6 protein-coding genes are annotated in these 13,424 nt (G+C 75.1%); 2 read left to right on the top strand and 4 right to left on the bottom strand.

Annotated features, from left to right (window positions below; all coding sequences use genetic code 11):
• Positions 1-2: 2 nt before the first annotated feature.
• From ACWGSR_RS26875 to ACWGSR_RS26860, 4 genes are all read right to left on the bottom strand, one after another.
• A complete protein-coding gene (locus ACWGSR_RS26875) occupies positions 3-3,476 on the bottom strand; it encodes an ATP-dependent helicase (protein ID WP_453569692.1) in 3,474 nt (1,157 codons plus the stop codon).
• Between the two features lie 158 nt (positions 3,477-3,634).
• Positions 3,635-4,429 (bottom strand): hypothetical protein, encoded by a 795-nt coding sequence (locus tag ACWGSR_RS26870; RefSeq protein WP_453569689.1) that lies wholly within the window; start codon positions 4,427-4,429, stop codon positions 3,635-3,637.
• A 125-nt stretch (positions 4,430-4,554) separates the two neighbouring features.
• Positions 4,555-8,046, bottom strand: coding sequence for an ATP-dependent helicase (locus tag ACWGSR_RS26865; RefSeq protein WP_453569686.1), 3,492 nt, complete (start codon positions 8,044-8,046; stop codon positions 4,555-4,557).
• A 185-nt stretch (positions 8,047-8,231) separates the two neighbouring features.
• The gene (locus ACWGSR_RS26860) at positions 8,232-8,657 is read right to left on the bottom strand and encodes an MGMT family protein (RefSeq protein WP_453569683.1); all 426 of its coding nucleotides are present in this window, start codon (positions 8,655-8,657) and stop codon (positions 8,232-8,234) included.
• Positions 8,658-8,887: 230 nt separating this feature from the next.
• On the opposite strand from ACWGSR_RS26860, the gene ACWGSR_RS26855 reads away from it, so the two are divergent.
• Positions 8,888-11,599: a flippase-like domain-containing protein gene (locus ACWGSR_RS26855; protein ID WP_453569680.1), complete on the top strand. Its 2,712-nt coding sequence runs from the start codon at positions 8,888-8,890 to the stop codon at positions 11,597-11,599.
• A gap of 174 nt (positions 11,600-11,773) precedes the next feature.
• The gene (locus ACWGSR_RS26850; RefSeq protein ID WP_376328236.1) at positions 11,774-13,348 is read left to right on the top strand and encodes an alpha/beta hydrolase; all 1,575 of its coding nucleotides are present in this window, start codon (positions 11,774-11,776) and stop codon (positions 13,346-13,348) included.
• Positions 13,349-13,424 lie beyond the last annotated feature (76 nt).

The following is a 13,424-nucleotide window of genomic DNA, read 5'->3' as shown; positions in this document are numbered from 1 at the left end:
GCCTATCCGGCGTCCGGGGGTGCCCCGCCCAGCAGGATCGCCTCCAGCTCGGTCCGGCCGGGCAGCCGGGCGGGCCGGGCGACCTCACCCGTCCGGACGTACACGAAGGCGGCGGCCACCTCCTCGGGCGCGAGGCCGTGCTGCTCGGCCCAGGCGAGCCGGTAGATCGCGAGCTGGAGCGGGTCGGCGCTGCGCGTCCGGCTGGTCTTCCAGTCGACGATCTCGTACGCACCGGTCTCCGGGTCCCGGTAGACGGCGTCGATCCGGCCCCGGACGACCCGGCCCGCGAGGGTGAGGTGGACGGGGACCTCGACGCGGTACGGGGTGCGGCGGGCGTACGGGGTGCGGGCGAAGGCCTCCTTCAGCTCCTCCAGGTCCCGTTCGTCGAGGATCTCGGGCTCGCCCGCGAAGTCCTCGCCGCCGGGCAGCTCGTCCGGGCCGAGGAAGGGCAGCGGCAGCTCCTCGTGGCGGGACTCCACCCACGCGTGGAAGCGGGTGCCCCGGCGGGCGGCGGGCTGCGGCGGCTTGGGCAGGGGCCGGGCCAGCTCCCGCGCGAAGCCGTCGGGGTCGGCGGCGAGGCGCAGCACCTGGGAGGCGGAGAGGTACGCGGGCAGCAGCACGTCCCGGGTGGTGGCGCGGGCGCGGCGGAGTTCGGTGGTGAGGGAGGTGAGGTCGCGGTCCCAGGAGGCGATGGTCCTGGCGTCCTCGGGGGTGAGGGCGCCGGTGCCTTCCTGGGCGCCGGTCTCCTCCGATCCCTCGGGGTCCTCCGGGGCCCCCGCCTCCTCGGGCTCCTCCGGCTCCGGGGCCCCGGGCTCCTCCGGCTCCGGGGCCCTCGGACCCGGCACCGCGTCCGCGTGGGTGTCCTCGGGGAGGGACTCCTCGTCCCAGACGGGCTCCTCGTCGTCCGGCCAGAGGTCCTCGGGGCGCGGGTCCCGGGGCTCGGGCGCCGCGCTCGTGGGGTGGTGCTCCCCCGTTCCCCCCTGCGGAACGACGGTCCACAACCGGTCCCGGACGAGGTCCGCCGCCTTCCTGCGGCGCTCGAAGGACGCCCGATCCAGGGGCAGCGGCCAGGCCTCGTCCCGGTCGGCGGACGCCAGGGTCGGGTTCTCCGCGTCCTCCTCCGGTTCGTCCGCCCAGGCCTCGATCTCGCCGTGCCCGGCCGCGCAGTGCTCGTACAGGGCGAGGAGGAAGTCCGAGGGGCCGCGGGGCTTCTTCTGGCTCGGGCCCCACCAGTGGCCGGAGCCGAGGAGGAGGGAGCGGGGGCGGGTGAAGGTGACGTACCCCAGGCGCAGTTCCTCGGTGTGCTGGTGCTCGCGCATGTCGGTCTTGAACGCGGCGAGGGACTTGGCGTCCCAGGTGTCGATCGGCGGCAGGGTGGCGGCGTCGCCGCGCAGGGCGTGCGGCAGGACCTGCGGCTGGGAGGTCCACGCCTCGCGCGCGCGTGCACTGGGGAACTGTCCGGCGACCAGGCCGGGGACGGCGACGACGTCCCACTCCAGGCCCTTGGACTTGTGGGCGGTGAGGACCTTGACGGTGTTCTCGCCACCGGGGAGGGCGCTGTCGAGGCCCTTCTCGAACTGGACGGCCGTGCGCAGGAAGCCGAGGAAGGCGAGGAGGGTGGCCTCGCCGTCGAGGGAGGCGAAGCCGGCGGCGACGTCGAGGAAGTGGCCGAGGGTCTCGCGGCGGCGGGCGGCGAGGGCGTGCGGGGACGCGGAGAGCTCGACCTCCAGGCCGGTCGTGGTGAGGACCCGGTGCAGCACGTCCATGAGGGGGTCGGCGAGCGAGCTGCGCAGGGAGCGCAGTTCGGCGGCGAGGCGGGCGAAGCGGACCCGGGCCTCGGCGGAGAACGCCAGGCCGTCGTCGGGGGCGCCGCCGGAGTCGAGGAAGGTGTCGAGCGCGTCGGCGAGGGAGATCACCTCGGCCGGGTCGACGCCCTCGACGGCGGCGGCGAGCCGCTGCTCGGGGTCGGGCTCCTCGCTCCCCCGGTGGACCAGGAGGCGGGCGCGGCGGCCGAGGAGGGCGAGGTCGCGGGGGCCGATCCGCCAGCGGGGGCCGGTGAGGAGCCGTACCAGGGAGGCGTTGGCGCCCGGGTCCTGGAGGACCTCGCAGACGGCGACGAGGTCGGCGATCTCGGGCAGGTGGAGGAGGCCGGAGAGGCCGACGACCTCGACGGGCACGTCCCGGGCGACGAGGGCGGCGTGGATCGCGGGGAAGTCGGTGGCGGTGCGGCACAGGACGGCGATCTCGCCGGGCTCGCGGCCGGTGCGGACGAGGTGGGCGAGGGAGTCCGCGAGCCAGTCGATCTCCTCGGCGTGGGTGGGCAGCAGGGCGATCCGCACGGTGCCGTCGTTCTCGGCGCCGGGCGCGGGCCGCAGCGCCTCCACGCCCGCGTGCATGGCGCGCAGGGGGGCGGCGAGGCCGTTGGCGAGGTCGAGGAGGCGGCCGCCGCTGCGCCGGTTCTCGGAGAGCGCGTAACGGCTCGCGGGGCTGCCGTCGCGGTGCGGGAAGTGCTCGGGGAAGTCGTCCAGGTTGGCGACGGAGGCGCCGCGCCAGCCGTAGATGGCCTGGCAGGGGTCGCCGACGGCGGTCACGGCGTGCCCGGTGCCCTGGCCGAAGAGGCCGGAGAGCAGCAGCCGCTGGGCGACGGAGGTGTCCTGGTACTCGTCGAGGAGGACGACCCGGAACTCGTCGCGCAGGATCGTGCCGACCTCGGGCCGGGTGGTGGCGAGTTCGGCGGAGCGGGCGATCTGGTCGCCGAAGTCGAGCAGGTCGCGGGAGCGCTTGGCGGCGCGGTAGCGGACGACGAGGTCGAGCAGCTCGCGGCGGGCGGCGGCGGCCTCGGGGACCTTGCGCAGCTCGGCGTTGCTCAGCTTGGCGCCCGCGAGGGCCGTGAGCAGGTCGGAGTCGTGTGCGCGGAGCCGGTCGGGCGGGACGAGGTGCTCGGCCAGCTCGGCGTCGAGGGCGAGCAGGTCGGTGATGAGGGTCGGGAAGGACCGGGTGAGCGCCGGGTACGGGCCGGGGGCCTCGCGCAGCACGCGGGCGGCGAGCTGGTAGCGGGTGGCGTCGGCGAGGAGCCGGGAGGTGGGCTCCAGGCCGATGCGGAGGCCGTGGTCGGTGAGGAGCTGTCCGGCGAAGGCGTGATAGGTGGAGATGCGGGGTTCGCCGGGCGGGTTGTCGGGATCGATGACGTCGGGGTCGGTGACGCCGGCGCGGACGAGGGCGGTGCGGACGCGCTCGGCGAGTTCGCCGGCGGCCTTGTTGGTGAAGGTGAGACCGAGGACCTGCTCGGGGGCGACCTGGCCCGTGCCGACCAGCCAGACCACGCGGGCGGCCATCACCGTCGTCTTGCCGGAGCCGGCGCCGGCCACGACGACCTGCGGGGCGAGCGGCGCGGTGATGCAGGCCGTCTGCTCCGGGGTGAACGGGATGCCGAGCAGCTCCTTGAGCTCCTCGGGGTCGCTGATGCGTGCGGTCACCGGAAGAGGCTAGCGGGGCGGTCCGACAGCGCGGGCCGGGTGCGGGGCCCCGGTGCCGGGAGTTCCGGGGGCGGGGCCCGCACGCGCGTGACCGACCTCTCTTTCCGACGGGGCGTCACGCGCGCGTGGCCGGTGTCCGGCGGGACGGGAGGAGGAGGTCAGTCCAGGGCCTTCAGGACCTCGTCCATCTCCACGGTCCTGTCGGCCGGCGGGACGGTGACGGAGACCGGCCTGCCGAAGTCGCCGAAGGTGATCTCGCCCGTCTCCTCGCCGCCGGTCTCGACGACGCGGAGGAAGTACGGCTTGTCCGCGTCCTTGGCGATGTGCAGGGTCCGGGTCCCGCCCCCGTCGGCCTTCCCGGTCAGGGTGACGGCGGGGACGCCGCCGACCTCGGTGTCCTCGCCCCGGGTCAGCCCGGTGGTGTCGTCGCCCTCGAAGACGTTGCGGAGGTCGCAGAACCCGCTGAGGGAGCTGCCCTCCTCGTAGGACGTCTTCGCCCAGCGGCCGGCAAGGAGCCTGCCGATGGTGCGGTTCTGCTCGGAGGTGTTCCAGAAGGCCTCGTCGCCCTTCGTGTAGACGGAGCGGTCGATGCGGAGGAACGTCCCCTTGCCCCCGTCCTCGTTGGTCAGCTCCGCCTCGCAGATCCCCTTGCCGTCGACGCGGACGTCCATCACGACCTTCGTGCCGTCCTCCTCCTGGTGGCCGGTCATGCGGACGGCGGTGACCGCCTTGACGCTCGCCGACGCCTTCTCGGCGATGGCGTCGGCGGAGAGCCCCGCGAAGGGGTCTCCCGCGGCGGGGCTGCCCGTGACGGAGCTCCCCGCGGCGGAGTTCCCCGGGGCGGGAGCGGCCTGCCCGCCCCCGCCCCGGGAGCAGCCCGTGGCCCCCACGGCGACGGCCACGCAGACCGCCACCGCCGTCATCCGCGTCCAGAGCTTCCGGTCGGCCTTCACGCGCGCGCTCCCCCTGTTCGGTTCACCACGTGCCCCCGTACGGCACCGCACCGAGGGTGGCACGCGCGCGGGGCGGCGGACGCGCCGGGGTGCGGAACGCGACGCTCCGGCGTCCTCCCGCACCCTCACTCCACGACGTGCCGGCCCTCCGGCCGGGCGCTGCACGAGGCGCGGAAGGAGCAGGTCGCGCAGTGCTGGCCGGTGGTGGGGGTGAAGCGCTCGTCGAGGACCCGGCCGGCGGCGCCGGCCAGCAGCTCCCCGACCCACTCCCCGGACAGGGCCTCCTGCGCCTGGACCTTCGGCAGGGCGTCGCCGCCCTCCTTCTTCGGCGCGGCCTGCCGCAGTTGTACGAGCTCGGCGCCGCCCGGCTCCGGACGGCGGCCGTCGAAGACCTCGTCCAGGGCGCCCTCGCGGACGGCGAGCTGGTAGACGGCGAGCTGCGGGTGGCGGGCCACCTCGTCCTTGGTGGGGGCCGACTTGCCGGTCTTGAAGTCGACGACGTAGGCGCGGCCCTGCGCGTCGGTCTCGACGCGGTCCATGGAGCCCCGGATGCGGACCTCGTACTCCCCCGCCTCCAGGGTCACGTCGAAGTCGTGCTCGGAGGCGGCGGGGGTGCGGCCGGCGCGGTCCATGACGTGCCAGCTCAGGAAGCGTTCGAGCGCCACGCGCGCGTTCTGCTTCTCCTGGGCCGACTTCCAGGGCGCGTCGAAGGCGAGGGCGTCCCAGACGGAGTCCAGGCGGGCCATGAGGACGTCGAGGTCGGCCGGGGTGCGGCCGGAGGCGACCTCGTCGGCGAGGACGTGGACGACGTTGCCGAAGCCCTGGGCGACGGTGGCGGGTTCCGCGGCCCTGACCTCGCGGCCCAGGAACCACTGGAGGGAGCAGGTGCTGACGAGGTTGTCGAGGGAGCTGGGCGAGAGCGCGACCGGCCGGTCGCGCTCGCGGAGCGGGGCCGCGGCGCGCGTCGGCTCGAACAGGCCCCACCAGCGGTCCGGGTGCGCGGCCGGGACCAGCGGCTGGCCCTCGTCGTCGGTGAGGGCGGCGAGCCGGGCGAGGCGGTGGGCGGCGGCGTCCCGGAGCGCGGGCGAGGCGTCCGGGTCGACGGTGGTGGCGCGCAGCTCCGCGACCAGGGCGGAGACGGCGAGGGGGCGGCGCGGGCGGCCGGGGACGTCCTTCGGCTCGGCGCCGAATTCGGTGAGGAAGCGGGACGGCTGGTCCCCGTCCTCGGCGGCGGCCTTCACGGCGGTGACGACGAGCCGGTCACGCGCGCGCGTGGCGGCGACGTAGAAGAGGCGGCGCTCCTCGGCGAGGAGGGCGCCGGGGGTGAGGGGTTCGGCCAGGCCGTCGCGGCCGATGCGGTCGGCTTCGAGGAGCGAGCCGCGGCGGCGCAGGTCGGGCCAGAGGCCCTCCTGGACCCCGGCGACGACGACGAGGCTCCACTCCAGGCCCTTGGAGCGGTGCGCGGTCATGAGCCGGACGGCGTCCGGGCGGGTGTGGCGGCGGGTGAGGGTGTCGGCGGCGATGTCCTGGGCGTCGAGCTCTTCGAGGAAGTTGACGACGCCCCGGCCGCCGACGCGCTCCTCGGCACGGGCGGCGGTCTCGAAGAGGGCGCAGACGGCGTCGAGGTCGCGGTCGGCGTTCCGCCCGGCGGGACCGCCGCGCAGGGCCGCGCGCTCCAGCCGGCCGGACCAGGGGGTGCCCTTCCAGAGCTCCCAGAGGGCCTCCTCGGCGGTGCCGCCGGCGGCGAGCAGCGTCCGGGCGTCCCGGAGGAGCCGGCCGAGCCGCTGCACGCCGTGGGTGTACGCGGGGTCGTGCGCGACGAGCCGCTCGGGCTCGGCGAGCGCGCGGGCGAGCAGCACGTCGGAGGGCGGCGGCACCTTGTTGCCCGCCGCCCGCTCCTCGTCCCGCAGCGCCCGCCCGAGCCGCCGCAGGTCGGCCGGGTCGACCCCGGCGAGCGGCGAGGCGAGCAGCGCGAGCGCGGTCTCGGTGTCGAGCCACCCGCCGTCGCCGTGCCGACCGGCACCGGCGTGAACCGACGGCTCCTCGACGTCGACGGCATCGGCGTCAGCACTGGCATCGGCGGTGGCACCGACACCTGCATCGGCAGCGGCACCGGCACCGGCACCGGCATCAGCACTGGTATCGACATCGGCCTCGACACCGGCACCGACACCCCCCTCCGAAGCCCGGCCGTCCTGATCACCCGCCCCGGAGGCCGCCCCCGCCCCCGACACCGCCCGGAGCGCGAGGAGCAGCGGCGCCACCGCCGGTTCGTGGCGGAGGGGTGTGTCCGCCGCGTCCGTCTCGACCGGGACGCCCGCCGAGGTGAGGGCGCGGCGGAGGGCGGGCAGGGAGGCGCCGGCGCGGGTGAGGACGGCCATGTCCTGCCAGGGGACGCCGTCCTCCAGGTGCGCGCGCCGCAGCAGGTCGGCGATGTTCTCCGACTCCGCCGAGGCCGTCGGGTAGGTGTACGCCTCCGCCAGGCCCCCGTCCCGTACCGCCGTCAGCTCCCGGTGGGCGCGGACCCGGTCGGCGGGGAGCCGGGGCACCGGCATCCGCCGGGCGAGCTCCCGGGTCGCGGCGAGGAGCCGCGCGCCGGAGCGGCGGGAGGTGCCGAGGACGCGGACCTCGGCGCCGCCGAAGGAGTCGCCGCCGAAGGAGTCGGGGAAGTCGAGGATGCCGTTCACGTCGGCGCCCCGGAACGCGTAGATGGACTGGTCCGGGTCGCCGAGGGCGACGACCGTGCTCCGGCCGCCGCCCGCGAGCGCGTGCAGGAGCCGGACCTGCGCCGGGTCGGTGTCCTGGTACTCGTCGACGTACACCGCGTCGTACCGGGGCAGGGTGACGCTCCCGGCGAGCAGCACGGCCCGGTGGACCAGTTCCGTGTAGTCGAGGACGCCCTGGAGGTCGAGGACGTCGAGGTACTCGGCGAGGAAGCCGGCCGCCGCCTTCCAGTCGGGGCGGCCGACCCGGTCCGCGAAGCGGGCGAGGGCGTCCGGTTCGAGGCCCAGTTCCCGCGAGCGCGCGAGGACGGCCCGCACCTCGTCGGCGAAGCCCCGAGTGGTGAGGCAGGCGCGCAGCTCGTCGGGCCAGCGGATCCCGCCGAGGCCGTTCCTCTCCAGCTCGATCTGTCCGGCGAGCAGCTCGCGCACCGCGAGGTCCTGTTCGGGTCCGGAGAGCAGACGGAGGGGCTCCGCGAAGAGCCCGGCGTCCTGGTGGGCGCGGATCAGGGCGTAGCAGTACGAGTGGAAGGTCGTCGCCTGCGGGGGGCGGCGGCCGCCGAGCCGGGCCGCCATCCGGTCGCGGAGTTCGACGGCGGCCTTGCGGCTGAAGGTGAGGACCAGGAGGCGTTCGGGGTCGGCGCCCCGCTCCATGCGGGCCGCGACCGACTCGACGAGCGTGGTCGTCTTGCCGGTGCCGGGTCCGGCGAGGACGAGGAGGGGTCCGCCGTCGTGCTCAACCACTTCCCGCTGGGCCGCGTCCAGTCGAGGGGGATCCAGCGGGGCCGGCGCGGTGCGCACCAGTCGGTACGCGCCCGGGGTCCGCTGCCGTCCCGGACCCGGGTGCGGCTGTCCCTGGTGCGGCGGCGTACGCCGGGTGGTGGAGGAGGAGCTCACGTGGATCGCCGGTCCTGGTGGGTGTGGTGGTGCGGGTGAGGCGGCCGTGTGCCGTGGCCGCCCCGGAAGACGCGAACGACGACGTTACGCGAAGCGGGGCGGCGGCGAGCCGTACTCCGTACCGCTCCCCGGACCGCTTCCGGCCCGTCCGCCCCGCCCGGCCCGCGCCTCCTGGGCCGATGCCCTCACGTGTGAGTTCCGGCACCTCCGGGGGCGCCGTCACCGCCGCCGTCCCCGTCCGCGCCCGTCACGCCGTCCCACCGCGCCCGCCGCATGTCGACCCTGGGCACGTGCCCCTCGGAGGCCGGGCCCGCCTGCCGCAGCGGCGTGCCCTCCTCGCGGTAGTGGGCGAGGGCCCGGAGCTCGGCGCCGGGCAGCAGCGTGCCGTCCGCGCGGACCACGCGCCACCAGGGCGCCGCCCCGCCGTACAGGGCCATCACCCGGCCGACTTGGCGCGGTCCGCCCTCGCCCAGCCACTCGGCGATGTCGCCGTAGGTCATCACGCGGCCCGGCGGGATCGCGTCCGCGACGTCGAGCACCCGCTCCGCGTACGGAGGCAGCTCCTCCGCGTCCCCCGGCCGTCCCCCCGGCACTCCTCCGGCCTCTCCCACGGGCCCCTCCACCCTCGTCCGTCCCGTCCCGCGGGCCCCTCCGGGCCCGTCCGCCCCATCCTGCCTCACGGCGCCGACATGGCCCTGATGCCTCCGCCCGGCGGCTCTTCGTGCCACCATCGTGCGGGCGGTGACTGGTGATACGAGATCAAGAGCGGCACGAGCGACACGTAGAAGAACGCGTACGGGGACGGGAACGACACGGCGCGCAGGCAGAGACGGACAGGATGATGGGGCAGGACACGCAGCCTCCCGAGGAGGGCAGGGCCGACGTGCCCGAGCGGGTCTCCGGCGACGAGCCGCTGCTCGCGGCCCGTGTCCACCGGCCCTCCGACCTGATGCGGCTGCTCGGCGGCCTGCTCGCGATCGGGCTCGTCCTCGCCGTGGCGGCGTTCGCCCACGCCACCACCTCGGGCCTGGAGAAGGACATCAACGAGAGCGCCGTCGGCGCCCCGGACGTCTTCGTCAAGATCGCCGGTCTCGTCTCCTCCATCGCCGTCCTCCTCGTCCCCGTCGCCTTCGCCATCGAGCGGCTGATCAAACGCGACGGCCTGCGGATCGCGGACGGCGTCCTCGCCGCCGTCCTCGCGCACGGCGTCACGCTCGCCACCGACCTCTGGGTCGCCGAGGCCGCGCCCGGCACGATCCGGGACGCCCTGACCCAGCCGCAGTCCGGGGGCGGTCTGACCGACCCGGTGCACAACTACCTCGCCCCCGTGATCGCGTACATGACCGCCGTCGGGATGGCCCGCAGACCCCGCTGGCGGGTGTCGCTGTGGGCGGTGCTGCTGCTCGACGCGTTCACGATGCTGGTGGCCGGGTACACCACGGCGCTCTCGATCGTCCTGACCGTCCTCATCGGCTGGACGGTGGCGTACGGCACGCTGTACGCGGTCGGCTCCCCGAACGTGCGGCCCACCGGGCAGACCCTGCTCGCCGGTCTGCGCCGGGTCGGCTTCCGGCCGGTGACGGCGCTGCGCGCGGAGGGCGTGCCCGACTCCGTCGACAGCGGGGACCGGGGCCGCCGGTACATCGTGACCCTGGAGGACGGGCCGCCGCTCGACGTCACCGTGGTCGACCGGGAGCAGCAGGCGCACGGCTTCTTCTACCGCGCGTGGCGGCGGATCAGCCTGCGGACGATCACCACCCGCCGCTCCATCGTCTCGCTGCGCCAGGCCCTGGAGCAGGAGGCGCTCCTCGCGTACGCGGCGATCGCGGCCGGGGCGAACGCGCCGAAGCTGATCGCCACCTCGGAGCTCGGCCCGGACGCCGTGATGCTCGTGTACGAGCACATCGGCGGCCGCAGCCTGGACGCGCTGGACGACCACGAGATCACCGACGAGCTGGTCCGCAGCGCCTGGCGGCAGGTGAAGGCGCTCCAGTCGCGCCGGATCGCACACCGCAGGCTCACCGGGGACGCCATTCTGGTGGATCGTTCCGGCAGGGTGGTCCTCACCGATCTGCGGGGCGGTGAGATCGCGGCCGGCGACCTGGTCCTGCGGATGGACGTCGCACAGCTCCTCACCACCCTCGGCCTGCGGGTCGGGGCCGAGCGGGCGGTCGCCGCGGCCGTCGAGGTGCTCGGCCCGGACACCGTCGCGGACTGTCTGCCGCTGCTCCAGCCGATCGCGCTGAGCCGCTCCACGCGCGCGACGCTGCGGAAACTGGCGCGGGAGCGGTCGGCGCGGGAGCGGGAGGCCGTCCTCGAGGCCTCCCAGGCGGCCAAGCGCGAGCGGGAGCTCGCCAAGGCCGAGGCCGCCGCCTCCGTCGGCACCGCCGCGGACCACGCGGTCGTACCGGCCGGGGCCGGCAGCACCAGGGCCGGGACGAAGGCCGTCGCCAAGGCCGGGACCAAGGCGGAGAAGGCCGAGAAGAAGGCGGACAAGAAGGCCGAGAAGCGGGCCCTGGACACGGCGCTCGACGAGGCCCGCGAGGAGGACCTGCTCGCCCAGATCCGGCAGCAGGTGCTGCTGATCCGCCCGCAGGCCCCGGTGGAGCCGGTGCGCCTGGAGCGGATCAAGCCCCGGACCCTGGTCAGTCTGATCGCGGGCGCGGTCGCCGCGTACTTCCTGCTCTCGCAGATCGCCAGCACCCCGCTGTCGACGATCAGCGAGGCGGACTGGCGGTGGGTGGCGGCGGCGGTGCTGTTCTCGGCGCTGAGCTACGTCGCGGCGGCGATGAGCCTGCTCGGCTTCGTGCCCGAGCGGGTCGGGTTCCGGCGGACGGTGGTGGCGCAGGTCGCCGGCTCGTTCGTGAAGATCGTCGCCCCGGCGGCGGTCGGCGGCGTCGCCCTGAACACCCGCTTCCTCCAGCGGGCGGGGGTCAGGCCGGGTCTCGCGGTGGCCAGCGTCGGCGCCTCGCAGCTCTTCGGGCTCGGGGCGCACATCCTGCTCCTGCTCTCCTTCGGCTATCTGACGGGGACGGAGAAGTCGCAGTCCTTCACCCCGTCGAGGACGGTGATCGCCGGGCTGCTCACGGTCGCGGTCCTCGTCCTGGTGGTGACGGCGATCCCGTTCATGCGCAAGTTCGTGTCGACCCGGCTGCGCTCGCTCTTCGCGGGCGTGGTGCCGCGCATGCTGGACGTGCTCCAGCGGCCGGTGAAGCTGGTGACCGGCATCAGCGGGATGCTCCTGCTGACGGGCGCGTTCGTGTTCTGCCTGGACGCCTCGATCCGGGCCTTCGGGCACGACAGCCAGTCGATCAGCTACGCGAGCGTGGCCGTCGTCTTCCTCGCGGGCAACGCGCTCGGCTCGGCGGCGCCGACGCCGGGCGGTGTCGGCGCGGTCGAGGGCGCGCTGATCGGCGGCCTGGTGACGGTGGGGAACCTCCCGCTGGAGGTCGCGACCCCGGCGGTGCTCCTCTACCGCCTCCTCACCCTGTGGCTGCCGGTCCTGCCGGGCTGGCTCTGCTTCAACTGGCTGACGAAGCGCGAGGCGCTGTGAGCACCGGGAGGAAGCGGAAGGGGCCGTGAGCCAGGCGCCGTGAGGACCGGGAGGAAGCGGGAGGGGCCGTGAGCCAGGCCCCGTGAAGGCCGTCGCGGGCGGTCCGACGCGCCCGGGCCACCCGCTTGGCCCGCTTCCCGCGCGAACGCGCGGGCGACGGCCCACCATGGATCCATGCCGACCTCCGCAGCCCGCCGCGCCGCCCTGCTCGCCGTCACCGCCGTGCTGCTCGCCGCCGGGTGCTCGGACGGCGGGGACGACGCCACGGAGCCGCCGAAGGAGTCGGGCCCCAGCGGCCGCCCGGCGCTGACCGCGCAGAAGCTGTCCTGGGCGCCCTGTCCGCCGCCGTCCGCGGCCGAGGGCGGCGGGCCCGCGCCGTCCGCGCTCCCCGGCGGCGGCTCCTGGGAGTGCTCCTTCCTCCAGACCCCGCTCGACTGGTCGAAGCCGGAGGGCGAGACCATCGAGCTGGCCCTCATCCGGGCGCGCGCCCGGGACGCCTCCCGCCGGATCGGCTCGCTCGTCTTCAACTTCGGCGGCCCCGGCGGCTCCGGCGTCACCGGCCTGCCCAGCTTCGCCGAGGACTACGAGACCCTGCGCGGCCGCTACGACCTGGTCTCCTTCGACCCGCGCGGGGTGGGCCGCAGCGACCCCGTCGAGTGCCTCGGCGACAAGGAGCTCGACGCGTACTACGCCCTCGACTTCACGCCCGACGACGCGGCCGAGGAGCGGACCCTGTCCGACGCGCAGAAGAGGTACGCGGCCGGCTGCGAGAAGGACTCCGGGCCCTCGCTGCCGCACGTAGGCACCGAGAACGCCGCCCGGGACATGGACCTGATGCGCCAGGTCCTCGGCGACGAGAAGCTGCACTACTTCGGCATCTCGTACGGCACGGAGCTCGGCGGCGTCTACGCCCACCTCTTCCCGAAGAACGTCGGCCGGGCCCTCTTCGACGCCGTCGTCGACCCGGAGGCGGGCGTCGAGGACGGCGCCCTCGGCCAGGCGAAGGGCTTCCAGCTGGCCCTGGACAACTTCGCCCAGGACTGCGTGGACCGGGGCGACGAGTGCACGCTGCCCGGCTCCAGCGTCGCCGAGATCGAGACCTTCATCACCGACCTCCTGGCCTCCCTCGACAAGAAGCCGATCGCCGGCATCGGGGACCGCAAGCTGACCCAGACGCAGGCCACCAACGGCATCGCGCAGGCCCTGTACTCGAAGGAGTTCTGGACCTATCTGGAGCAGGGGCTCGACGCGGCCGACGGCGGCGACGGGGCGCTGCTGCTCTCGCTCTCCGACTCGATGAACGGGCGCAGCCAGAACGGCTCGTACAGCAACATCCAGGCCGCCAACGCCGCCATCAACTGCGTGGACTTCAAGGAGCGCTACACCCTCGGCCAGGCGAAGGAGCGGCTCGGCGAGTTCCGCGAGGCCTCCCCGGTCTTCGGCGACTTCATGGGCTGGTCGCTCGCGGGCTGCTCGCAGTGGCCGGTGCCGGGGACCTGGGAGCACCCGGACGTCTCGGCGCCCGGCTCGGCGCCGATCCTGGTGGTCGGCAACACCGGCGACCCGGCCACGCCGTACGAGGGCGCCCGGGCCATGGTGAACGCGCTCGGCAAGGGCGTCGGCGTGGAGCTGACGTACGAGGGCGAGGGGCACGGCGCCTACAACGGCGGCAGCGCGTGCGTGAAGAAGGCGGTGGACGCGTACCTGCTCGACGGGAAGGTGCCGAAGTCCGGGACCGTCTGCAAGTAGGGCGGAATCGCGAAAAGCGAAAAGGAGAATACGAAAGCGCAATGCCGGCCGGCCGGAAACCGTGATGGTTTCCGGC

This window comes from Streptomyces sp. NPDC055632 (assembly GCF_053618675.1).
The sequence above is the reverse complement of the archived record's forward strand: the minus strand, read 5'-3'. Positions and strand labels throughout refer to the sequence as shown.

Bases quoted from the DNA above. Each gene is read 5' to 3' on its own strand.
- ACWGSR_RS26855 (WP_453569680.1), top strand. From the start codon at position 8,888: ATGGGGCAGGACACGCAGCCTCCCGAGGAGGGCAGGGCCGACGTGCCC.
- ACWGSR_RS26850 (WP_376328236.1), top strand. From the start codon at position 11,774: ATGCCGACCTCCGCAGCCCGCCGCGCCGCCCTGCTCGCCGTCACCGCC.